Source organism: Erythrobacter sp. HL-111, assembly GCF_900105095.1.
Classification (GTDB): domain Bacteria; phylum Pseudomonadota; class Alphaproteobacteria; order Sphingomonadales; family Sphingomonadaceae; genus Erythrobacter.
In genome coordinates this window covers 433,094-454,304 of the sequence record NZ_LT629743.1, presented here as the reverse complement: position 1 = coordinate 454,304, position 21,211 = coordinate 433,094, and the positions used below count along the sequence as shown (strand labels likewise).

Sequence of the window (21,211 nt, the reverse complement as noted above, 5' to 3'; positions counted from 1 at the left end):
ATCTCGCGCCCCTGCTGCAGGCCCTCCGGCTCGCCGCGTTCGGCGCCCCGAATCAACGCAGGGACGCCCCGAAGTTCCGTGCGGAGGCGCGCTGTCGGCGGCCCGTGCCGCGCAATCGTCAGAACGAGATCGCGGGAACCTGGTCGACCGTGCCGCGCTCGCTGTCGTCGAGGCGGTTGAAATCGGCCTCGCTGAATCCGAGCATTCCGGCAAACAGCACGGCGGGGAAGGATTCGCGCGCCGTGTTGAAGCGCGAAACCGCCGCATTCAGCGCCCGGCGCGCCGCGGCGAGCTTGTCCTCGACATCGGCCAGTTCGCGCTGGAGTTCCTGGAAATTGGCCGAGGCCTTGAGGTCGGGATAGGCTTCGCCCAGCGCCAGCAGGTTGTCGAGCGCGACGCGCAGTCTCTGCTCGCTCGCCGAGTTCGGCCCACCCTGCGCGGCCCGGTTGCGCGCCTCGACCACCGCTTCGAGCGTGGCGCTTTCATGGCCGGCATAGCCCTTCACCGCCTCGACGAGATTGGGGATGAGATCGTGGCGCTGGCGCAATTGCGCGTCGATATCGGCCACGCCCTGCCGCACGTTCTGGCGCAGCGAGACGAGGTTGTTGTAGATGGCGATGATCAGCACCACGAGGCCCGCCGCGATGACGAGCATCGCCGAGGTCCAGAACCAGCCGAGAATATCAACCATGGCGCAACGACTCCATTGTGCGGCGATCATCTTACCTTCGGATTGTTAAGGAATCCCAGACCGGATTGCACTAAAGGCAAAGTCATGCGTGCGGATGTCAACCAGCTGATGCAGGGGCGATTGGGCGAGTGGCTGGCGTCGCAGTCCGACATGCGCGCCTCTGCCAGACAGGTCGCCGCCTCCCGCTGGACCTGGGGCGCAGGCGGACTGCTCGTGCTGTTCGCCCTCGTTCCGTTCGGGCCGGATTGGCTCACCGGCTTCCAGTGGCACCTGCTGGTCGGCGGCGGACTGGCAGTGTGGTGGTGGGGATACCGCCCGATCGGCGAAGCCAAGCAGCAGATCAAGCTCGGCATCAATTCGGCCATCGCCCGCAGCCTCGGCGTGTCGTACGAACACGCGGTCGAGCCGGGCGCGGAGTTCGAGGCCGCGAAGCGTTACGGCCTCGTCCCCGCGTTCGGCCGCTCCGGTTTCGAGGATCGCTGGCACGGCACGCTCGAAGGACACGCCTTCAATCTCTACGAAGCCCATCTCGAGGAACGCCGCGGATCGGGCAAGAACCGCCGCTGGGTGACGGTGTTTCGCGGGGTCATCATCCAGATGGCGTTCGGCCGCCCGTTCCATTCCACCACCCTGCTCCAGCGCGCGGGCGAGCATCGCAAGTGGTTCGGGCTGGGCGGGACGAAGGACAGCGTCCGTTTCGACGGCCACCAGCTCGATTTCGTCGATCAGGTGCACCCCGACTTCGAAGAGAAGTTCGGCCTGTTCAGCGACGATCAGGTCGAAGCGCGCGTGCTGGTTCACCCTTCCTACATCGAACACCTGCTGCGGCTGGAAACGGCCTTCGGTGCGAAGGAGCTGCGCGCCCTGTTCGTCCGCGGCGAGGTGATCCTGGCGGTGGAGGGCGAGGATCTGTTCGAGAGCGGCACGATGGATGCCCGGCAGGACCGCGCGCGCGCGGAGCAAACCGCCGAACAATTCGCCGCGCTGGCCGCGCTGGCGCTGGCGATCAACCAGACGGAGCGCGGCCGGGCGATGGGCGCTGCACGAATGCCGGACGCGAACGAGGCGGGGCCGGTGACCGGCGATGCCATCGCTCCGCCCTCCGTCGCCCCTATCGCCGCTCGCAGCGCCGCCCGTCCCGGTGCCCGCTTCGGGCGCAAGGGGCTCTGACGCCGCCGCGTCAGCTCAACCGGTCGCGGAAATCCTCGTAATCGAAGCGCTTGACGCAGTCCAAGGCGTCGGTGTCGCTGTCCCACAGCCAGATGCTCGGCAGGGCCACGCCGTTGAAGGTGTTGGTCTTGACCATCGAATAATGCGCCTGGTCGAGAAAGGCGAAACGCGCGCCCGGCTCGGCCGCCACGGGCAGGCGATAATCGCCGATCACGTCGCCCGCGAGGCAGGACGGCCCGCCGAGGCGGATCGGGATGCTGTCGTCGGTCAGTTCGTTCAGCATGGCGGGGCGATAGGGCGCCTCGATCACGTCGGGCATGTGGCAGGTGGCGGAAACGTCGGTCACACCGATCGGCACTTCGTTGAAGCCTGTGTCGAGCAGCGTGCCGATTAGGATCCCCGCGTCGAGCGCGACCGCCTCGCCCGGCTCGATGATGATCTCGGCGCCCGTGTCCTCGGCGGCATCTTTCAGGAATTCGACCAGTTCCTCGCGCTCGTAATCGGCGCGGGTGATGTGGTGGCCACCGCCCATGTTGATCCATTTGAGCTGGCCGAAGAACGGCTCGATCGCGTCGAACACCCGGTCCCATGTCCGCGCAAGCGGTTCGAAGGCCTGTTCGCACAGGTTGTGGAAGTGGATGCCTTCGACGCCCTCCATGTGCTCTTCGGTCAACTGGTCGAGCGGGAAGCCGAGCCGCGATCCGGGCGAGGACGGGTCGTAGCGCGGCACCTCGCCGGTCGCGACCTGCGGGTTGATCCTGAGGCCAACCGACACGTCGCCCCCGCTCGCCGCGGCCTGTTCCAGGATCAGCGCGGCGCGCTGCATCTGGCCGGGCGAATTGAAGATCACGTGATCGGACAGGCGGCAGACCTCCTCCAGCTCGTCCGGCTTGAAGGCGGCGGAATAGGTCGCGATTTCGCCGTCGTAGAATTCGGAGGCGAGCCGCGCTTCCCACAGGCCGGAGGTCGAGACCCCGTCGAGATATTCGCCGATGATGTGCGCGGTCGACCACATCGAGAACGCCTTGAGCGCGGCAAACACCTTGATGCTCGCCCCGTCCGCCGCCGCCGCGTCGCGCACCTCGGCCAGCACCCGGCAATTGGCGCGCAGCTTCGCGGCGTCGACGACGAAGGCGGGGCTGTCGACGCGCGACAGGTCGAAATGGGCGAAGGCGCCCGGATCGCCGGCTTTGGTTTGCATGAGCACCTAACGGAGTAAAGACTTGATCCAGTGCAGGCCACCAACCACGGCAAACATCAAGCCAAAAAACAAAACAAAGAAAATTACCGATTCAAAAAACGCTGAAATTATATATATTAAGCTTCCAAATTTATACGTTCTGACGAAGTTAAACAGACTCATTTTTGCGTGAAAGCGATACTCTGGATAACCACCGGAGACCACATAGAAACCCAGAGGTATGACAGGTAAGAATAAGAAGCTAATCCAATAACCCTTGAAATACATTGGGCTTCCAGGAATCTCTCGTTTCCACCCCAGAAGGCCCACTCCGATTCCATTGACGCGTCGCAGCGGAGGCGCACTTTCGACGCGCTTTAGACGCGGCTGCAATTCTCTCCATGATGCCATTTCAATCCCCCAACACTCGATGGGGGATACGAAATCACCGTCAAAAATCAACGGGCCCCTCAAGCTCCTTCACCTGCCACGGCAGACCGTGTTCGTTGAGCATCTCCATGAAGGGATCGGGGTCCATCTCCTCCATGTTGAACACGCCTTCGCCGCGCCACTGGCCGGTCACCATCATCGCCGCGCCGATCATCGCCGGAACCCCGGTCGTGTAGCTCACCGCCTGGTTGCCGGTTTCCCGATAGGCGGCTTCGTGGGAACAGATATTGTTGATGTAGAACGTCTTCTCGCCCGACCCGTCGAGCGCCTCGCCGGTCGCGATCACGCCGATGTTCGTGTTGCCCCTGGTCGTCTCGCCCAGCGTTTCCGGCTTGGGCAGCACCGCGGCGAGGAATTGCAGCGGGATGATCTCCCTGCCCTGGTACTTCACCGGCTCGATCGAGGTCATGCCGACATTCTGGAGCACGGTGAGGTGCTTGATGTATTCATCGCCGAAGGTCATCCAGAACCGCGCGCGCTCGATCTCGGGATTGAACCTGGTGATGCTCTCCAGTTCCTCGTGATACATCATGTAGGCGTTCCTGACGCCGACCGCCTCGAAGTCGAATTCGGTCCTGACCTGCATCGCCGGGGTTTCGACCCATTCGCCGTTTTCCCAGTGGCGCGCGGGCGCGGTGACTTCGCGGATGTTGATTTCGGGGTTGAAATTGGTCGCGAAGGCCTGACCGTGATCGCCCCCGTTGCAATCGAGGATGTCGAGCTGGCGGATCGACTTCAGCCTATGCTTCTTGAGCCACATCGTGAACACGCTGGTCACGCCCGGATCGAAGCCGGAGCCGAGCAGCGCCATCAGCCCCGCCTCCCTGAAGCGATCGTGATAGGCCCATTGCCACTTGTATTCGAACCTGGCCTCGTCCTTGGGCTCGTAATTCGCGGTGTCGAGGTAATCGACCCCCGCCTCGAGGCAGGCGTCCATGATCGGCAGGTCCTGGTAGGGCAGCGCGAGATTGACGACGAGGGCGGGCTTCACCTTGCGGATGAGGTTGACCATCGCGGGCACTTCCTCGGCGTCGATCTCGTAGGTTTCGACATCGACCCCCGTGCGCTGCTTGACCGAGCGGGCAATGGCATCGCATTTCGAGCGGGTGCGGCTGGCGAGGTGGATGTCGGTGAAGATCTGCCTGTTCATCGCCATCTTGTGAACGCAGACCGAGCTTACCCCGCCGGCACCGATCACGAGGACTGTCGACATGTTGGTGTCCTTTCGAATTCGAATCTTGCGCGTGCCTTAGTCGAATGCGCTAGAGCGGACAAATGATCCTCGACCCGCCCGAACCGACCCGCGAAGGCGTGCTTGCCGCCGCCCGGAGCATCGCCGCGATCCTGCCGCCCACCCCGCTCCTGCCGGTCGAGATCGGCGGGGTGCGCTGCCATGCCAAGGCCGAGAGCCTGCAACCGATCGGCGCGTTCAAGATCAGGGGCGCGTGGTGGGCGCTGTCCCATGTCGAGGGCGAGGACGTGGTCGCGGTGTCTTCGGGCAATCACGCGCAGGGGGTCGCATGGGCGGCGCGGGAGATGGGCAAGCGGGCGGTCATCGTCATGCCGCGCGACGCGCCCCGGGTGAAGCTCGACAACACCCGCGCGATGGGGGCCGAGATCGTGCTCTACGACCGTCCCGGAGAGGACCGCGACGAGGTGGCGGCACGGGTGATCGAGGAGCGGGGCGGCACGCTGGTGCACGCCTTCGGCGACCCCCGCGTGATCGAGGGACAGGGCAGCGCCGGGATCGAGATCGCAGCGCAGCTCGGCCGCTCGCCCTCGCGCATCGTCGCCTGCTGCGGCGGCGGGGGCCTTGCCGCGGGGCTTGCGCTCGCCTGTGCCGAGGCCGCGATCCACATCGTCGAACCGCGCGGCTGGGACATGGTCGGGCAGGCCATCGCGAGCGGGCAGATCGTCCATGCGCGGGCCGATGCGCCTGCGACGATCTGCGACGCGCTCCAGCCGACCGCGACCAGGCCGGTCAATCTCGCCGTGCTGCAGGGCCGTGCCGAGCCGGGCATCACCGTGACCGACGAGGAGGTTCGCACCGCCCAACGCTGGGCCTTCGCCCATCTTCGCCTCGTGCTCGAACCGGGCGGCGCGGCGGCGCTCGCAGCGGCGCTGGCGGGCAAGGTGCCGCTCGACGAGGACAGCGTCATCATGCTCACCGGCGGCAATGCCGACCCGGATAGCTTCGCCCGGATGCTCGCGGGCCACGACGAGCCGTGAGCCGCGCGCTGGCAAGAGCCAGGGCATGTAGTCACATTGCCGACACGCAGCGGCCATATGGTTCGCCGCTTATCCAACCCGAGGACACACAGCAAAATGGCAGCACAGGCTAAGCGGATCATCGAGGACGCGGTGGTCCGCAAGGACGCGAAGGTGGGGGACAAGCTTCTCGACAAGGCCTTCGCCCTCGCGTTCAAGGGGCTGGTCTATGCCCAGATCTGGGAAGACCCGGTGGTCGACATGGAAGGGCTGGCGATCACCCCCGACACGCGCCTGATGTGCATCGCGAGCGGGAGCTGCAACGCGCTGTCCTATCTCACCGCCGGCCCGGCCCGGGTCACCGCGGTCGATCTCAACCGCGCCCATGTCGCCCTGGGCCAGCTCAAGATCACCGCGATCCGCCACCTGCCCAATTACGAACGTTTCCACCGTTTCTTCGCCCATGCCGATCACCAGGAAAATTCGCAGGTCTATCGCACGATGATCGCCCCGCACCTCGATGCGGAATCGCGCCGCTACTGGGAAAAGCGGGACATTCGCGGGCGGCGGCGGATCAGCTATTTCACCCGCGGGCTCTATCGCAAGGGCCTGCTCGGCAATTTCATCGGGCTCGCGCACCTGTTCGCCAAGCTCTACAAGATCGACCTGTCGAAAGTGCTCGAGGCGCAGACGCTGGAGGAACAGCGCGAAGTGTTCGAACGCGAGCTTGCGCCGGTCTTCGACAAGAAATTCGTGCGCTGGCTCACCAGCCAGCCCGCCTCGCTGTTCGGGCTCGGCATTCCGCCGGCGCAGTTCGAACATCTCGCAGGGGACGAGCGCATGGCCGAGGTCCTGCGGCGGCGGCTGGAAAAGCTCGCCTGCGATTTCGAGATCAAGGACAACTATTTCGCCTGGCAGGCCTTCGCCCGCCAGTATGACCGTTCGGAGGGCGCGCCGCTGCCCCCCTATCTTCAGCGCGCCAACTGGGAGACCATGCGCGAGCGGATCGACCGGATCGATGTCGTCAACGCCAACATGGTCCACTGGATCGGCGCGCGCGAGGAAGCGAGCCTCGACCGTTTCGTCCTGCTCGACGCGCAGGACTGGATGAACAACGCCCAGCTCGACGACCTGTGGAGCCGCATCACCCGCGCCAGCCGACCGGGCGCGCGCGTCCTGTTCCGCACCGCCGCCGAACCGAGCCTGCTGCCCGGCCGGCTCGACGAGGCGATCCTGTCGAAATGGCGCTATCTCGAGGAGGAATCGGCCGATCTCACGCGGCGGGACCGTTCCTCGATCTATGGCGGCGTGCATCTTTACGAGCTCGCCTGATGGTCGAAGCGCAGGGCACCGGCCATGCGGCGCTGATGGACAGCGTCTACAGGGGCCAGCGCCACATCTACGACCTCACCCGCAAGTACTACCTCTTCGGGCGCGACACCCTGATCGAGGGGCTGGGCGCCCGTCCCGGGATGCGGGTGCTCGAAGTGGCCTGCGGAACCGGGCGCAACCTTGCGAAGATCAAGGCGAAATGGCCCGGCGTGCGGCTCTACGGGCTCGATATCTCGCAGGAGATGCTCAAGAACGCGCGCAAGGCGCTCGGCCCCGAGGCGCGGCTCGGACAGGGCGATGCCTGCGCCTTCGCGCCCGCGGACCTGTTCGGCGAGGATATCGCCGGGTTCGAACGGATCGTGCTGTCCTATTCGCTTTCGATGATTCCCGACTGGGAGAGCGCGCTCGACCATGCCGCCTCGCATCTCGCGCCGGGGGGCGAGCTGCACGTGGTCGATTTCGGCGACCTGTCGGGCCTGCCCGGCCCGCTCGAACGCGGCCTGCACGCCTGGCTCGCGAAGTTCCACGTCGAGACCCGCAGCGCCCTGCCCGACGCCGCGCGGCGGATCGCGCGCGAGCGCGGCCTCGCGCACCGCGAAACCCGCGGCAAGCTCGGCTATTTCCAGCTCCACGTCCTTTCCGCCTGATCGGTTGCAATTGACAATCCTCCGGCGCTTTCGCAGGACCGCAACCGGTTGAAGAATCAACGGGGGATCGGTTGATGCAAGCGCAGATGCTCGCGCCAGCGGCGGTGCTGGTCTTGTGGACGCTCGTCGTCCTGTTCTGGATCATCCCGCCGCGTTTCGGTTCGATCGCCAAGGTCCAAGACAAGTCCACCCTGCCCGGAAAGCCGGGCGTGCGCGGGTCCGATCTCGAAGGGGTGATCCCCGACCGGGCGAACTGGCCGGCGCACAACCACACGCACCTGCACGAACAGCCGACCCTGTTCTACGCGATCTCGCTGATCCTCGCCGTCATCGGTCCGGGCGCGCTCGATGTCACGCTCGCGTAGATCTACGTGGGCTTTCGGATCCTCCATTCGCTCTGGCAGATCCTCGTCAACACGATCCCGGTGCGCTTTGCCCTGTTCCTCGCCGCGACCCTGGCGCTGATCGTGCTGGCGGTGCGGGCGGTGATGGCGACCGCCTTCGCCGATCCTGCGGCGCTTTAGGAAGGCAGCCGATGCGCGACCAGATCATCCTTTCGGGCATGGCGATCCTCCAGCCGGCGGTCGCCCTGATGGTGTGGACCATGGTGATGTGGCCGTGGATGTATGCGACCCGCCTGCCCGCCATGCAGAAGGCGAACGTCGATCCCGACAGCCTCGCGCGCGATCCCGACGCCTCGCTCGACCGGCTGCTGCCGCGCGAGGTGCAGTGGAAGGCGCACAACTACAACCACCTGCACGAGGCGCCGACGCTGTTCTACGCGGTCGCGATCGTGCTCGCCTATGTCGGGCATGGCGAAGGGATCAACGTCACGCTCGCCTGGGCTTACGTCGCCTTGCGGGTTGCGCACAGCCTCGTCCAGGCGACGGTGAACCGGGTCGCGATCCGGTTCGCGCTGTTCGCGCTGTCGAGCTTCGTGCTCGCCGCGCAGATCGTGCAGGCAGCGGTGGCGGTGTTCGGCCTCGCGGACCAGGCGGGGGTCTGAACCGGCCGGGTCCCTGCCTCTGCGGGGACTTACGCCTGGCGCTCGATCACTCCGCCGCTTCGACCGCCGCTTCCTCGTTGCGCGCGGCCTCCAGCGTCGCGAGGAAGCGTTCGCCGTCGAGGGCCGCCATGCAGCCCATGCCCGCCGCGGTCACCGCCTGGCGGTAGACGTGGTCGCACACGTCGCCCGCCGCGAAGACGCCGGGGATCGCGGTCTTGGGCGTGCCCGGCTCAACCTCGAGATAGCCGCTTTCGTCCATCGCCAGCTTGCCCCTGAACAATTCGGTCGCGGGCGCGTGGCCGATCGCGACGAAGGCGCCGTCGACCTTGAACGTGGAGCTTTCGCCCGTCACCGTGTCCTCGAGCACGAGGTGATCGAGCGCGCCGTTCTCCCCCGCCTCGAAGCTCTTGACGACCTTGTTCCACAGCACGCTCGTCTTGGGGTGCTTGAAGAAGCGGTCCTGCAGGATCTTCTCCGCGCGAAGCGAGTCGCGGCGGTGGATCAGGGTCACGTCGTCGGAATGGTTGGTGAGATAGAGCGCTTCCTCGACCGCGGTGTTGCCCCCGCCGATCACCGCGACCTTCTTGCCGCGATAGAAGAACCCGTCGCAGGTCGCGCAGGCTGAAACGCCCTTGCCGCCCAGCTCCTGTTCGCCCGGCACGCCGAGCCATTTCGCCTGCGCGCCGGTGCAGATGACCAGCGTGTCGCCGATGTATTCGTCGCCCGAATCGCCGATCGCGCGGAACGGAGGGCCGTTCTCGAGATCGACCGAAACGATCGTGTCCCACATCATGCGCGTGCCGACATGTTCGGCCTGCGCCTTCATTTCCTCCATCAGCCAGGGGCCTTGGATGACCTCGCGAAAGCCGGGATAATTCTCGACATCGGTGGTGATGGTGAGCTGGCCGCCGGGCTGGAGGCCCTGCACCACGATCGGCTCCAGCATGGCGCGCGCGGCATAGATCGCCGCCGAATAACCGGCCGGGCCGGAACCGATGATGAGCATCTTGGTGCGGTGGGTAGCCATTGGTCGTCTCTTTCGATCTGGAACGGGCCGCATATGGGAGCAGCGGGTGCTTTTGTCACGCCAGCAGGCGTTCGCGCAGCAGCGCCTTCTTGTCGTCGTCCACGCCGAGCGTGCGCGAAAGGTAGGTGTCGAGCGAGCCCGAGATGCGCTCGACCTCGCGGAAATAGGTCTCGATATATTCGGGCAGCACGCCCATCAGGTTCGCCAGCGCTTCGGGCGCGATGTCGGCATAGTGCTTTTCCATGCGCGGCAGGGACTGGCGTTCGAGCACGGCGCGGGTCGGCGCGTCGTTGGTCCGCAGGTATTCGCCCACCACGTCATCGCGGTGCGCGCCCAGGACGTGGAGCAGCAGGCTCGCGGCGATCCCGGTGCGGTCCTTCCCCGCGAAGCAGTGCACCAGGCTCGCCCCGTCGCGGGTCGCGAGCGCATCGAAATAGCGCGAGAAGATGTCGATCATGGCCGGGTTGACCGGCATCCGCGTGTAGACCGCCAGCATCCGTTCGCGCGCGATCTCGGCGGTCATGGCGATCGCCCCGCCGCCGCCTTCGTGGGGCGGGGAATTGCTGGTTTCCCCGTCATAGGCGATCACGTGTGCATCGAACCGGGCATGGCGGCGGCAGGGAAAGCGGGTCCGCTCCGATGCGCCGCGCAGGTCGATCACGGTGCGGATGCCGAGCCGCTGGATGGTCTCGAGATCGCTGTCGGAAGCCTCGAGATGCTGGCCCGAACGGAACAGGACGCCGCGTTTCACCCGCGCGCCTTCGGCGACCGCGTAGCCGCCATAATCGCGCAGGTTGTGGATGCCCTCCGTCGGCAGGAAGGGATCGGCGGGCGGGTCTTGCGGGAGATCGCGAATCATTGCCTCCGCACGGTGGCAGGCGCGCGCGGGCGCGGCAAGCGGGCCAGCGCGCGCGCCGGGCCAGAATGCACAGACGGCGCGGGCGAGGACGACGGGGTTAGGTGTTCCTCCCGAGGCGCAGGCCAAGCCTCGCTTGAACGCGGCGCCGCTACGGGAGCGTTCTCGCCCGCGCGGATTTCCTGCTTCGATGAAGGCTCGACCTTGGCCCATATCCTCATCGCCGACGACGACGACCTGATCGCCGAGATCGTCGGCGAAGCGCTCGCCGCGGCGGGCCATCCGAGCCGGCACGTGCCGAGCGCCGAAGCGGCATGGGAAAGCGTCCATGCCAGCCGCCCCGACCTGCTTCTGCTCGACCGCGATATGCCGGGGATGCCGGGCCTCGCCCTGCTCGCGCGGCTGCGGGCCTCCGCCCTCCTGTTCGACCTGCCGGTCGTGATCCTCACCGCGATGCGCGGCGCGGGGGACGAGGGCGAGGCGCTGCGTGCGGGCGCTCAGGATTTCATCCGCAAGCCGTTCGACCCCGCGGCGCTCGTGAGGCGGATCGAAGCCGTGCTCGAGGCGGGCGTCAAACCATGGGCGACGGCGTGCGGGGAAGACCGCTGCGGGGCCTCGTCCGACCGGCAGCGCCACCTTTCCGAACCGCGCCGCGCCTGAGCGCAAGCCCGGTCGGCCGACCGGATCAATTGGCCGCGAGATCGCCGCAGAACCGCGCCGTCCAGGCTGCGACATTGTCCTCGCGGACGGTCCCGATCATCGCTTCGTAACGCGCCCTGCGTTCTTCGCGCGGCATGTCGAGCGCCCGCGCGATCGCGTGCGCCAGCGCGTCGGGGCTGTGCGGATTGACGAGCACCGCGCCCTTCGCCTCGCCATCCTCGTCCTGGCAGCCGAGCTGCAACGCGGCCCCGGCAAATTCCGACAGGATGAGCACGCCGGGATCCTCCGGGTCCTGCGCCGCGACATATTCCTTGGCGACGAGGTTCATCCCGTCACGCAAGGGGGTGACAAGCCCGATCTTGGCGGCGCGGAAGAAGCCGTAGAGTTCGGCGTGGCTGTAGCCGCGGTTGACGTAGCGGATCGGCACGATGTCGACCTCGCTTCTGGCGCCGTTGATCTGCCCGGTCTTCTGTTCGAGCACTTCGCGGATCTGCTGGTAGCTCTTCACGTCCTCCCGGCTGGGCGGGGCGATCTGGATGAAGACGAGGTCGCGCGTGCGGTCCGGGTGCTGGTCGAAGAAGCGGCCGATCCCGTCGATGCGTTCGGGCAGGCCCTTCGAATAGTCGAGCCGGTCGACCCCGATCATGCCGGTGCGGTGGCGGGTCGAGGAGAGGAATCGCTGTTCGGCCTGGCGCGCTTCGCCGGTTTCGCCCTGGGCCTGGAAATGGTCCCAGTCGATCCCGATGGGATAGGCCCGCACGATCACCTCCCGCCCCTCGCAGCGCAGCCTGCCGGTCTCCTTGTCGAACGTCGCGCCGAGCTCGGTCTCGCAGTAATGGACGAAGCTCGACAGCCATTCGCGGGTCTGGAAGCCGATCAGGTCATAGGCCAGCATCGTGCGCACCAGCCGCTCGTGATAGGGCAGCGAGGTGAGCAGGCGCGTCGGCGGCCAGGGCGTGTGGAGGAAGAATCCGATCCGGTTGCGCGCCCCGCGCTGGCGCAGCCGGTCGCCGAGCGGGATCAGGTGGTAGTCGTGCACCCAGACGAGGTCGTCGGAATCGACCAGCGGCATGACGCTGTCGGCGAACCGCTCGTTCACCCGCTCGTACCCCTCGCCAGTGCGCTGTTCGAACCGCGCGAGGTCGATCCGGTAATGGAACAGCGGCCACAGCGTCTCGTTGGCGTAGCCGTTGTAGTATTCGCCGAGTTCGCGCGTGGTGAGGTCGATCGTCGCGGTGGTCACCCCGCCCTCGCGGTGGAGGTGGACATTGTCGCCCGGTTCGTCGTCGACCTCGCCCGACCAGCCGAACCATACCCCGCCCCGGTTATCGAGCGCGGAGTTGAGCGCGCCCGCAAGTCCGCCCTGCGCGCCCGCGACCCCGCGCGCCTTGGGCACCGCCACCCGGTTCGATATGACGACCAGTCTCTGGTCTTGCGCGCTCACCTCACCTCGCTCCAGGGTTTCGACAGAAGCCCCGCACAATTGATCACTCCTACCAGCGAGTAGGTCTGCGGGAAGTTCCCCCACAATTCATGGGTATCATAGTCGATATCCTCGCTCAGCAGGCCCGATTCGGTCATGTGGCTGAGCATGGTGCAGAACAGGGTGCGCGCCTCCTCGCGGCGGCCGGCGACCTCGAGCGCCTCGATCAGCCAGAAAGTGCAGACGTTGAAGGCGGTCTCGGGCGCACCGAAATCGTCCTCGGCATCGTAGCGCAGCATATGGTCGCCGCGTCGCAGGTGCTTCTCGATCGCCGCGAAGGTCAGCTTGAACCGTTCGTTGTCGGGCGAAAGGAAGCGCAGTTCGAGCATTTGCAGCAGGCTCGCGTCGAGATAGTCGCTTTCGAAACTGGCGCCGTAATGGCTCATCCCGAACTGGCTCTCGCCGTTCTCCTTCCACGCCTTTTCCTCGATCACGGCGCGGATGCTCTCGGCCCGCTCGCGCCACAGCGCCGCGCGGTCGTCCTTGCCGAGACGCACCGCGACATTGGCGAGCCGGTCGCAGGCCGCCCAGCACATGACGGCGGAATAGGTGTGGACCTCGGTCCGGGTGCGGAATTCCCACAGGCCCGCATCGGGCTGGTCGTGCATCGCCCAGGCCATCTTGCCGACCTGTTCGAGGTTCTCGAAATCGTGTTCGGTCGCCGGGCGCAGCAGGCGATGGTCGAAAAATCCCTGCGCGATCGGCAGGACGATCTGGCCGTAGCAGTCGTGCTGGACCTGCGTGTAGGCGGCGTTCCCGCGCCTGACCGGACCCATCCCGCGATAGCCCGCGAGATGTTCCGCCGTGCCTTCCTCGAGCGCGCTTTCACCCATCACCGAATAGAGCGGCTGGATCTGCCCCCCGCGCGATGCATCGACGATGTTGCGCAGGTAGCGCAGGTATTTCTCCATCACGTCGAGCGCGCCGAGCCGGTTCAGCGCCTGCACGGTGTAGTAGGAATCGCGGATCCAGCAGTAGCGGTAATCCCAGTTGCGTTCCGAATGCGGCGCCTCGGGGATCGAGGTGGTGAGCGCGGCGACGATCGCGCCGGTTTCCTCGTGCTGGCAGAGCTTCAGCGTGATCGCGCAGCGGATCACCTCTTCCTGCCATTCGAGCGGGATCGCGAGCATCCGGGTCCAGCGCTGCCAGTAGCGGCGGCTGCGCTGCTCCATCGCGCGCACGTCCTCGCGCAGGTTCCCGCCGAAGGGTTCGTCCGGCCCGAGGAAGAAATGCGTGTCCTCCTCGATCCGGAAGGTGCGGCCTTCGAGGATGTAGCCGACCGGCGCATCGGTCGACAGGCGCAGCGCCTGGTCGCCGACGAGGTAGCGGATGTGGTTGGTCCCGTTGGTCGTCTCGGCCGGCTTCGCGCCGTAGTCGCGCATCGGCTTCAGCACCACGCGCAAGCGCGGATTGCCCCGGATCGGCCGGACGATGCGGACCCAGGCTACGGGGCGGTACATCCGGCCCGAACGTTCGTAGCGCGGGCAGAAGTCGAGCACCTCGATCGCGTCGCCGGTGCTCGATTCGAGCGTGGTGACGAGGTGCGGCGTGTTGCGGATGTATTCCTGCCGGGACGAGCATTGCCCCTCCAGCTCGAAGCGCCAGATGCCCTCGTTGCGCTCCTTCCCGTCGAGCAGGGCGCAGAACACCGGATCGCCGTCGACCCGCGGCACGCAGCCCCAGACGAGCGCGCCGGTCTCGTCGATCAGGCCCGAGACCTGGCAATTGCCGATCGGCCAGAGCTGGAGGTTGGGCTCGTGCATGGTCACAGCCCCAGCCAGGCGTGAACGTCGGCGACGCCTTGTAGGCGATAGGTCGCCGCCGAAGGTTCACGGTCGCCGACGATGATGCCCGCGCCGCCCATCGCCTCGCAGGCCTCGAACCCGGCTTCGTCGGTGAGATCGTCGCCGATGAAGTAGGGTCGCGCGCCCGCGAAGGGATGGGCTTCCATGAAGGCCCGGACCGCGCCTGCCTTGCTGGTGCCGCGCGCGACGAGTTCGACCACGTTGTTGCCCCCCTGAACCTGCCAGCCGTGCTCGCGGGCGAGCTCCCCCGCGAATTGCCTTGCCGCTTCGCCGCGTTCGGGCGCGGCGCGGAAATGGAGCGCGCCGCCATGCGGCTTGGCCTCGTAGGCGAGGCCTTCGCGCGCGGCGTAATCCTCGAGCGCGCGCGCGATCGCGTCGGGCAGGCCGGCCGGGCCATCGCCCAGCGCGTCACCGCAAGCGGTGCGGATGTCGCTGCCGTGCGACCCGGCGGCGGCGATCTCGATCGCGCCGATATGCCGTTCGATATCGGCGATCGCGCGCCCGCTGATCACCGCGAGCCGCCCTTCGAGCCGCCCGGCCAGCGCGGCCAGCGCGCCGGCGAGCCCGGCCCGCGGCGCGATGCGGTCGGGACCGGCGGCGAGGTCCACCAGCGTGCCGTCGAAATCGAGGAACAGCGCGGTCGGACCTTCGTCCAGCAGGTCGGCGAGCCGGGGCGGGGTGCGCTGTGCGAGACCGGATTGCATGGACCGCGTCCTTAAACCCCTCACCCGCACGGTCAACCGAAGCCCGCGCGCCTAGGCGCTCTCGCGCATTTTCCCGGTCTCGCGGGGGGCGGCCTGCGCGGCGAGCAGCCCGCGCGCGATCACCTGGGCCTGGATCTCGGCCGCGCCTTCGAAGATGTTGAGGATGCGGGCGTCGCACAGCACCCGGCTGACCGGGTATTCAAGAGCGTAGCCATTGCCGCCATGGACCTGCACCGCATTGTCGGCAGCGCTCCACGCCGTGCGCGCGGCGAGGAGCTTCGCCATCCCCGCCTCGATGTCGCAGCGCGCGCCGCGATCCTTCGCCCGGGCGGCGAAATAGGTCAGTTCGCGGGCCATCACCGTTTCGGCCGCCATCAGCGCGAGCTTGTCGGCAACGCGCGGGAAGGCGGTGAGGGGCTCGCCGAACTGCCTGCGGCCCATGGCATAGTCGAGCGCGAGGTCGAAGGCGTTCCACGCCACGCCCACCGCGCGCGCGGCGGTCTGGATGCGCGCGCCCTCGAAGGTCCGCATGAGCTGCTTGAAGCCCTGCCCTTCGGCATTGCCGAGCAGTCCGTCCGCCGCGATCTCGAACCCGTCGAAGCCGAGCGCGTATTCCTTCATGCCGCGATAGCCGAGAACCTCGATCTCGCTCCCGTCGATGCCGGGGTCGGGGAAGGGTTCCGCCTCGCTCCCGCGGGTCTTGGCGGCGAGGAACATCGACAGGCCCCTGTAGCCCGGCGCATCGGGATCGGTGCGGGCGATCAGCGTCATCAGGTCCGCGCGCCCGGCGTGGGTGATCCAGGTCTTCGCTCCGTCCACCCGCCAGCTGCCGTCCGCCTGCCGCCGCGCGCGGGTGCGCACGCTGGCAAGGTCGGAACCGGTGTCGGGTTCGGTGAACACCGCGGTCGGCAGGACCGAGCCATCGGCGATCCGCGGCAGCCAGCGGGCCTTCTGTTCCCCGGTCCCGTTCTCGCCGATCAGTTCGCCCGCGATTTCCGAACGCGTGCCGAGCGACCCGGCGCAGATCCAGCCGCGCGAAAGTTCCTCCGAAACCACCGACATCGCCAGCTTGCCGAGGCCAAGCCCGCCATGTTCCTCCGCGATGCACACGCCGAACACGCCGAGCTCGGCCATCTCGGCGATCACCTCGGCCGGGATCAGCGCGTCGGCGAGGTGCCAGCGGTGCGCGTGCGGCGTTATGCGGTCGGCGGTGAAGGCGCGGAACTGCGCGCGCACGAGGTCGAGCGTCTCGTCCCCCAGCCTCTCGTCGGGACGTGCCCCATCGGCCAGCAGCGCGGCCAGCACGGCGCGGGTTTCGGGCGTGTTGCCGTGTTCGAGGAAGCGCCGAACCGCCGGGTCCTCCGCCAGCGCCGCCGCCTCGCGCACCGTGCCGAGCGAGACCGGCCGCACGATCTCGCCCGCGCTCATCGGCACGCCCGAGACGAGCTGGGCAAGGTATTCGCCGAAGCCGATCCTCAGCGTCAGCTCTTCCGCCGCGCCGAAATCCCCGTTCGCCCGCGCCCGCCCGGCCCAGTCCGCCGTCGCCTCTAGCGCGGCGAGCGTCGCGGCGATCCAGGCGAAACCGTGGACGGCGTGCTGCTCGCGCGTGACGAGCGCCGCATCGACGGTGCCCGCCGGCGCGACGCGTTCAAGCACGCGCAAACGCACCGTCCCGCAATAGTCCCTCGCCGCCGCGGCGGCCTGTTTCGCATTCTCGATCCACTCGCTCATGCCGGGTGGCTAGCAGAGCGGAACCGCGCTTGGCATTCCCTTTTTCGCCGAGGTCCTGTGCAAACGGGCAGACGCCACCGGCTGCAAGTCCGCCACGGCGCCCGCGCCGGGTGCGAAGGAGCCTCAGCCGGTCGTAACGCTGCGCGGCTGCTCCCAGGGCAGGTGCCGGTTTTCGAGGACCACGAGATTTTCGGGCCGGATGATCTCCGCGCTGGTCTGATAGCCCAGCAGCTTGTCCGCCGGCATGTCCTGGTTGTTGATCATCACCCGCGTCTCGTCCGAGGTGAAGTCCGAAAGCCCGCGGGCGAGTTCGGTGCCGTCCTTGTCGTAGATGTGGAGCACGTCGCCGCGGCTGAAATCACCCTCCATGCCCGTGACGTCCACACGCCGGATCGGCTCGCCCTTGCCGATCCGCGCCGCCGCCTCGTCGGTGATGACCAATAGGCCCGCGCGCTGCAGCCGGTCGGCAAGCCAGGTCTCCCACAGCGAGTCGGGCCTGGAATTGGCGATGCACACGGTGCAGCGACGCTCGCCATGCATGACCGAGGTGATCGGGTAATCCGCCTCGCCATTGGCGATGTAGGTCGTGCAGCCTGCGTTCTGGGCCATGTTGGCGGCCTGCAGCTTGGTCAGCATCCCGCCCGAGCCGAGCGAGGAAATGCCCGAGGCGGCTTCGAGATACTGGTTCACGTCGGTCAGTCTTTCGACCAGTTCGGCGCCCTCCTGCGAGGGGTCGCGATCATAGAGCCCGTCGACGCTGGTGAGCATGATGAAGTGATCGGCTTCGACCATCTGGGCGATCTTGGCGGCCAGCCGGTCATTGTCGCCGACGCGGATTTCCTCGGTCGTGATCGTGTCGTTCTCGTTCACGATCGGCATGATCCGCGCCTTCAGGAGGCGGTTCACCGTGTTGCGGGTGTTGAGGAAGCGGCGGTGATCCTCGAAATCGCCGAGCGTCAGCAGGATCTGCGCGATCTCGAGCCCGTATTCGTGGCCGACTTGCTTGTAGGCGTTGAGCAGCAGCGGCATCCCGCAGGCGGCGGCGGCCTGCTTGTCGCAGACGCCCGCCTGTTCGCGGGTCATCCCGACCGTGTTCAGCCCCAGCGCCACTGCGCCCGAGGAGGTGAGGATCACGTCGTACCCTTCGTCCCGCAGGCGGGCGATGTCCTCAAGCAGGCGCTGCATGAAACCGAAGCGCGGCGTCAGCCGGTCCTCGTTCGCGAGCAGGCTCGATCCGACCTTGACGACAACTCTTTTTCTACCCGACACGAATGCCCTCATTTCTGCTTGAAAATCTTCTGCGCCCATCTAGTTACAAATTGTGCAGCGCACAACCGGGCCGGGAAAACAATTTTTGCAATGGCGTGTTCGATCGGCACACCCAGCATGATAAATTTTTGCTCTGATAATGCGGCTCTTTTCGTGAAGAAAAATAAATTTTTGGCAGGAACAGATAGGAGTAGATAAGGCGCGTGAATATTTTACTTGTCGGATGCGGAAAGATGGGTGGCGCCCTGCTCGAAAACTGGATGCGCGGGGACGAAGCCTTCGCCATCGTCGACCCGCAGCTCGATCGCGCGCCGCAGGGGGTTTCGCTCCATTCCCGGCGCGAGGAGGTCGCGGACAGGCGCTTCGACGTGATCGTCGCGGCGATCAAGCCGCAGATGATCGACCAGGTCATGCCCGACTATTCGTCGATGTTCACGGACGACGGCTACCTCCTTTCGATCGCCGCGGGCTGTTCGATCGCCCGGCTGCAACAGGTCTCCGGCAGCAGGCCGGTGATCCGCGTCATGCCCAACCTTCCCGCCGCGATCGGCGCCGGGGTGAGCGCGCTGTGCGCGAGCGCGGATGCGAGCGAGGCGCAGATCGGCCATGCCCGCGCGATGATGGAGCGCACCGGCACCGTCATCACGGTGGAGGACGAGGACGCGATCGACCGTTTCACCGCGGTTGCAGGGTCGGGGCCGGGCTATGTCTTCGAACTCGCCCGCGCCTATACCGAAGCGGCGATTGCCCTGGGCTTCGACGAGGCGCAGGCGCGGGCCATGGTGATCGGCACGCTGCAGGGCACGATCGCGATGGCCGCGCAAAGCGGCGAGGAGCTCGAAACGCTGCGCGATTCGGTGACCAGCAAGGGCGGCACGACGGCCGCCGGGCTCGCCGCGCTCAACGGCAAGGGCGAACTCTCGGCCCTCCTTTCCGCAACGCTCGAAGCGGCCTATGATCGCGCGGTCGAACTGCGCTGAAACCGGGCCCTTCATCCGAACTGAACAGACAGGAACACATCACATGACCGGCCAGGATCTCGATCCCCGCATCCACATCACCCAGCTCGGCAACGCGGCGCAAGGCACCTCGCGGCAATTGCGCGCCGCCTCGACCGAGGCGAAGAACACGGCCCTGCGCGAAGCGGCGGGCGCGCTGCGCGAGGCGACGGCCGACCTGATCGAGGCGAACGCCAGGGACGTCGAAAGCGTCCGGGGCAAGAAGCCCGAAAGCTTCATCGACCGCCTGATGCTCGACGAAGGCCGCATCGCCGGGATGGCAAAGGCGCTGGAAGAGATCGCCGCGCTGCCCGATCCGGTCGGCCGTGTCCTCGCCACGTTCGAGCGTCCCAACGGCCTTCATATCGAACGGATCGCGGTGCCCATCGGCGTCATCGGGATGATCTACGAATCGCGCCCGAATGTCGGCGCGGACGCAAGCGCGCTGTGCCTCAAGTCGGGCAATGCGGTGATCCTGCGCGGCGGCTCGGAAAGCCGTCATTCGACGCGGAAGATCGTCGCCTGCATGCAGGCCGGGCTCGACGCCGCGGGGCTGCCGGTCGAAGCGGTGCAGACCGTCCAGACCACCTCGCGCGAGGCGGTCGCGGAGCTCCTCAGGGCCGTTGGCCTCGTCGATCTCGTGATCCCGCGCGGCGGGCGCGGGCTCGTCGAACTGGTGCGCGATCAGGCCAAGGTGCCAACGCTGCTCCATCTCGACGGCAATTGCCACAGCTACATCCACGCCGCCGCCGATCTCGACAAGGCGGTGGCGGTGACGCGCAACGCCAAGCTGCGCCGCACCGGCATCTGCGGCGCGACCGAGAGCGTCGTCGTCGACGAGGCGGTGGCGGACAAGGCGATTCCGGCGCTGCTCGATGCCATGCCGGAGTGCGAATTCCGCGGGGATGCGGCCGCCGTTGCGATCGATCCCCGGGTAAAGCCTGCGAGCGAGGAGGATTTCGACACCGAATTCCTCGACGCGATTGCCTCGATCAAGATCGTCTCCGGCCTCGAGGAAGGGATCGAATGGGTCGCCTCGCACACCTCCGGCCACACCGACGCGATCCTGACCGAGGACGAAGGCGCCGCGCGGGCCTTCCTCACCGCGATCGACAGCGCGGTCGTGATGCACAACGCTTCGACCCAGTTTTCCGACGGGGGCGAATTCGGCATGGGCGCGGAAATCGGGATCGCGACAGGCAAGATGCACGCGCGCGGGCCGGTCGGGCTCGAACAATTGTGCAGCTTCAAGTATGTCGTGCGCGGGAACGGCCAGACCCGGCCCTAATCCGCCCGCCCGAAGGCTTCGAACACCGCCGCAAGCCCCTTCGTCGTCCCGTCGCGGCGCAGGCTTTCGAGCGCTTCGTCGATGTCGATGTCGAATTCGGCGACCTCGCCGCGCTCCCCGCCGAACTGCTCGGTCCGGTGCCCGCCGAGCAGCCGGGTAAGCCGGATCGCGCCGGCATTCTCGGGCAGGATGCTGACGGACAGCGTTTCGAGCCCCTCGCGCCGGCAATCGTGCAGCAATGTCGCGGTCAGCAGCCGCGCGAGGCCGAGACCGTGATAGTCGTCGATCACCGCGACCGAAAACTCGGCCCGGTCGGGACGTGTCGCATCGCGGAAGGCGTGGACGACACCGAGCGCGGGCCGTTCGGCAAGGTCGATGCGGATCGCGCCCCAGGCGATGTGGTCGTGCCCGTCGACGTCGAGCAGCTTGTCGATCACCCCCTGCGGCGGCTCGCGCATCCCGGAGAAGAACCGCAGGTAGCGCGAATGGGGCGACAGCCGGGCGATCCCCGCGCGCAGCAGCGCCTCGTCGTCGCGGCGCAGGGTGCGGATGCAGATCGGCGTCCCGTCGTTGAGCTGCGTGTCGATGATCATGCGAAAACCTGCCTCGCGCTTTCGGCGGCAAGGATGCCGCGCCCCGCCCGCGCATTCAAGCGTGTCCGCAGGCGATTGCCGGCAGCCGCCGGTCGGGCGGACCGCCGATCGCA

The 21,211-nt window shown here is 67.0% G+C and carries 20 protein-coding genes and 1 pseudogene; 9 read left to right on the top strand and 12 right to left on the bottom strand.

Translation table 11 applies throughout. From position 1 onward, the window contains the following. Window positions 1–118: 118 nt before the first annotated feature. Window positions 119–691, bottom strand: a complete 573-nt coding sequence (locus tag BLU08_RS02170; protein ID WP_172800963.1) for a LemA family protein — start codon at window positions 689–691, stop codon at window positions 119–121. A gap of 84 nt (window positions 692–775) precedes the next feature. Here BLU08_RS02170 and BLU08_RS02165 point away from each other — a divergent pair, with 84 nt between their 5' ends. After that, a complete protein-coding gene (locus tag BLU08_RS02165) occupies window positions 776–1,861 on the top strand; it encodes a DUF3137 domain-containing protein (RefSeq protein ID WP_090194640.1) in 1,086 nt (361 codons plus the stop codon). A 10-nt stretch (window positions 1,862–1,871) separates the two neighbouring features. On the opposite strand, the gene BLU08_RS02160 is transcribed toward BLU08_RS02165, so the two are convergent. Genes BLU08_RS02160 through BLU08_RS02155 form a run of 3 tightly spaced genes read right to left on the bottom strand, consistent with a single transcriptional unit; the run spans window position 1,872 to window position 4,704 of the window. Then, window positions 1,872–3,062 (bottom strand): carboxynorspermidine decarboxylase, encoded by a 1,191-nt coding sequence (locus BLU08_RS02160; protein ID WP_090194639.1) that lies wholly within the window; start codon window positions 3,060–3,062, stop codon window positions 1,872–1,874. A 6-nt stretch (window positions 3,063–3,068) separates the two neighbouring features. Continuing rightward, complete coding sequence (locus tag BLU08_RS15065; RefSeq protein ID WP_172800962.1) at window positions 3,069–3,503, bottom strand: hypothetical protein; 435 nt, start codon at window positions 3,501–3,503, stop codon at window positions 3,069–3,071. Continuing rightward, window positions 3,493–4,704: a saccharopine dehydrogenase family protein gene (locus BLU08_RS02155; protein WP_090194636.1), complete on the bottom strand. Its 1,212-nt coding sequence runs from the start codon at window positions 4,702–4,704 to the stop codon at window positions 3,493–3,495. Before BLU08_RS02155 ends, BLU08_RS15065 begins: the two co-directional genes overlap by 11 nt. A 62-nt stretch (window positions 4,705–4,766) precedes the next feature. On the opposite strand from BLU08_RS02155, the gene BLU08_RS02150 reads away from it, so the two are divergent. From BLU08_RS02150 to BLU08_RS02130, 5 genes and pseudogenes are all read left to right on the top strand, one after another. Continuing rightward, a complete protein-coding gene (locus BLU08_RS02150) occupies window positions 4,767–5,720 on the top strand; it encodes a threonine/serine dehydratase (RefSeq protein ID WP_090194634.1) in 954 nt (317 codons plus the stop codon). Between the two features lie 96 nt (window positions 5,721–5,816). After that, window positions 5,817–7,031, top strand: coding sequence for a DUF3419 family protein (locus tag BLU08_RS02145; protein ID WP_090194632.1), 1,215 nt, complete (start codon window positions 5,817–5,819; stop codon window positions 7,029–7,031). Continuing rightward, window positions 7,031–7,678, top strand: coding sequence for a class I SAM-dependent methyltransferase (locus BLU08_RS02140; RefSeq protein ID WP_233996053.1), 648 nt, complete (start codon window positions 7,031–7,033; stop codon window positions 7,676–7,678). The genes BLU08_RS02145 and BLU08_RS02140 overlap by 1 nt, the downstream gene beginning before the upstream one ends. Before the next feature lie 74 nt (window positions 7,679–7,752). Beyond that, window positions 7,753–8,202, top strand: a pseudogene (locus BLU08_RS02135) (MAPEG family protein). An 11-nt stretch (window positions 8,203–8,213) separates the two neighbouring features. Beyond that, window positions 8,214–8,684 (top strand): MAPEG family protein, encoded by a 471-nt coding sequence (locus tag BLU08_RS02130; RefSeq protein ID WP_233996052.1) that lies wholly within the window; start codon window positions 8,214–8,216, stop codon window positions 8,682–8,684. A gap of 46 nt (window positions 8,685–8,730) precedes the next feature. On the opposite strand, the gene trxB is transcribed toward BLU08_RS02130, so the two are convergent. Continuing rightward, window positions 8,731–9,711 (bottom strand): thioredoxin-disulfide reductase, encoded by a 981-nt coding sequence (gene trxB / locus BLU08_RS02125; protein ID WP_090194629.1) that lies wholly within the window; start codon window positions 9,709–9,711, stop codon window positions 8,731–8,733. Window positions 9,712–9,766: 55 nt separating this feature from the next. Continuing rightward, on the bottom strand, window positions 9,767–10,570 hold the full coding sequence (locus tag BLU08_RS02120) for a tyrosine-protein phosphatase (protein ID WP_090194627.1): 804 nt from the start codon (window positions 10,568–10,570) through the stop codon (window positions 9,767–9,769). Between the two features lie 201 nt (window positions 10,571–10,771). Here BLU08_RS02120 and BLU08_RS02115 point away from each other — a divergent pair, with 201 nt between their 5' ends. Beyond that, complete coding sequence (locus tag BLU08_RS02115; protein ID WP_157674429.1) at window positions 10,772–11,227, top strand: response regulator transcription factor; 456 nt, start codon at window positions 10,772–10,774, stop codon at window positions 11,225–11,227. Between the two features lie 25 nt (window positions 11,228–11,252). Here BLU08_RS02115 and BLU08_RS02110 read toward each other — a convergent pair whose 3' ends face one another. The 5 genes from BLU08_RS02110 to proB form a co-directional block, all read right to left on the bottom strand. Continuing rightward, complete coding sequence (locus tag BLU08_RS02110; RefSeq protein WP_090194622.1) at window positions 11,253–12,671, bottom strand: trehalose-6-phosphate synthase; 1,419 nt, start codon at window positions 12,669–12,671, stop codon at window positions 11,253–11,255. After that, window positions 12,668–14,473 carry a glycoside hydrolase family 15 protein gene (locus BLU08_RS02105; protein ID WP_090194619.1) on the bottom strand — a complete coding sequence of 602 codons (1,806 nt, stop codon included), beginning with the start codon at window positions 14,471–14,473 and terminating at the stop codon, window positions 12,668–12,670. The genes BLU08_RS02110 and BLU08_RS02105 overlap by 4 nt, the downstream gene beginning before the upstream one ends. Window positions 14,474–14,475: 2 nt before the next feature. After that, entirely contained in the window at window positions 14,476–15,219 is a 744-nt protein-coding gene (otsB, locus tag BLU08_RS02100) for a trehalose-phosphatase (RefSeq protein WP_090194617.1), read from the bottom strand. 51 nt (window positions 15,220–15,270) lie between these two features. Further along, a complete protein-coding gene (locus BLU08_RS02095; RefSeq protein ID WP_090194615.1) occupies window positions 15,271–16,950 on the bottom strand; it encodes an acyl-CoA dehydrogenase family protein in 1,680 nt (559 codons plus the stop codon). A 123-nt stretch (window positions 16,951–17,073) separates the two neighbouring features. Beyond that, a complete protein-coding gene (gene proB, locus BLU08_RS02090) occupies window positions 17,074–18,219 on the bottom strand; it encodes a glutamate 5-kinase (protein WP_233996051.1) in 1,146 nt (381 codons plus the stop codon). Window positions 18,220–18,422: 203 nt separating this feature from the next. On the opposite strand from proB, the gene proC reads away from it, so the two are divergent. Continuing rightward, entirely contained in the window at window positions 18,423–19,199 is a 777-nt protein-coding gene (gene proC / locus BLU08_RS02085; RefSeq protein WP_255361269.1) for a pyrroline-5-carboxylate reductase, read from the top strand. A 43-nt stretch (window positions 19,200–19,242) separates the two neighbouring features. After that, window positions 19,243–20,505, top strand: coding sequence for a glutamate-5-semialdehyde dehydrogenase (locus tag BLU08_RS02080; protein ID WP_090194609.1), 1,263 nt, complete (start codon window positions 19,243–19,245; stop codon window positions 20,503–20,505). On the opposite strand, the gene BLU08_RS02075 is transcribed toward BLU08_RS02080, so the two are convergent. Next, the gene (locus tag BLU08_RS02075; protein ID WP_233996050.1) at window positions 20,502–21,098 is read right to left on the bottom strand and encodes a GNAT family N-acetyltransferase; all 597 of its coding nucleotides are present in this window, start codon (window positions 21,096–21,098) and stop codon (window positions 20,502–20,504) included. The two genes, BLU08_RS02080 and BLU08_RS02075, sit on opposite strands and share 4 nt — an antisense overlap. Between the last annotated feature and the right edge of the window lie 113 nt (window positions 21,099–21,211).

What these genes read in the sequence shown, in the direction of transcription:
- BLU08_RS02145 (WP_090194632.1), top strand. Translation starts at nt 5,817, where the DNA reads ATGGCAGCACAGGCTAAGCGGATCATCGAGGACGCGGTGGTCCGCAAG.
- BLU08_RS02075 (WP_233996050.1), bottom strand. Translation starts at nt 21,098, where the DNA reads ATGATCATCGACACGCAGCTCAACGACGGGACGCCGATCTGCATCCGC.
- BLU08_RS02160 (WP_090194639.1), bottom strand. Translation starts at nt 3,062, where the DNA reads ATGCAAACCAAAGCCGGCGATCCGGGCGCCTTCGCCCATTTCGACCTG.
- BLU08_RS02150 (WP_090194634.1), top strand. Translation starts at nt 4,767, where the DNA reads ATGATCCTCGACCCGCCCGAACCGACCCGCGAAGGCGTGCTTGCCGCC.
- otsB (WP_090194617.1), bottom strand. Translation starts at nt 15,219, where the DNA reads ATGCAATCCGGTCTCGCACAGCGCACCCCGCCCCGGCTCGCCGACCTG.
- BLU08_RS02105 (WP_090194619.1), bottom strand. Translation starts at nt 14,473, where the DNA reads ATGCACGAGCCCAACCTCCAGCTCTGGCCGATCGGCAATTGCCAGGTC.
- BLU08_RS02095 (WP_090194615.1), bottom strand. Translation starts at nt 16,950, where the DNA reads ATGAGCGAGTGGATCGAGAATGCGAAACAGGCCGCCGCGGCGGCGAGG.
- BLU08_RS02165 (WP_090194640.1), top strand. Translation starts at nt 776, where the DNA reads ATGCGTGCGGATGTCAACCAGCTGATGCAGGGGCGATTGGGCGAGTGG.
- BLU08_RS02170 (WP_172800963.1), bottom strand. Translation starts at nt 691, where the DNA reads ATGGTTGATATTCTCGGCTGGTTCTGGACCTCGGCGATGCTCGTCATC.
- BLU08_RS02120 (WP_090194627.1), bottom strand. Translation starts at nt 10,570, where the DNA reads ATGATTCGCGATCTCCCGCAAGACCCGCCCGCCGATCCCTTCCTGCCG.
- BLU08_RS02155 (WP_090194636.1), bottom strand. Translation starts at nt 4,704, where the DNA reads ATGTCGACAGTCCTCGTGATCGGTGCCGGCGGGGTAAGCTCGGTCTGC.
- BLU08_RS02080 (WP_090194609.1), top strand. Translation starts at nt 19,243, where the DNA reads ATGACCGGCCAGGATCTCGATCCCCGCATCCACATCACCCAGCTCGGC.
- BLU08_RS02130 (WP_233996052.1), top strand. Translation starts at nt 8,214, where the DNA reads ATGCGCGACCAGATCATCCTTTCGGGCATGGCGATCCTCCAGCCGGCG.
- trxB (WP_090194629.1), bottom strand. Translation starts at nt 9,711, where the DNA reads ATGGCTACCCACCGCACCAAGATGCTCATCATCGGTTCCGGCCCGGCC.
- BLU08_RS02140 (WP_233996053.1), top strand. Translation starts at nt 7,031, where the DNA reads ATGGTCGAAGCGCAGGGCACCGGCCATGCGGCGCTGATGGACAGCGTC.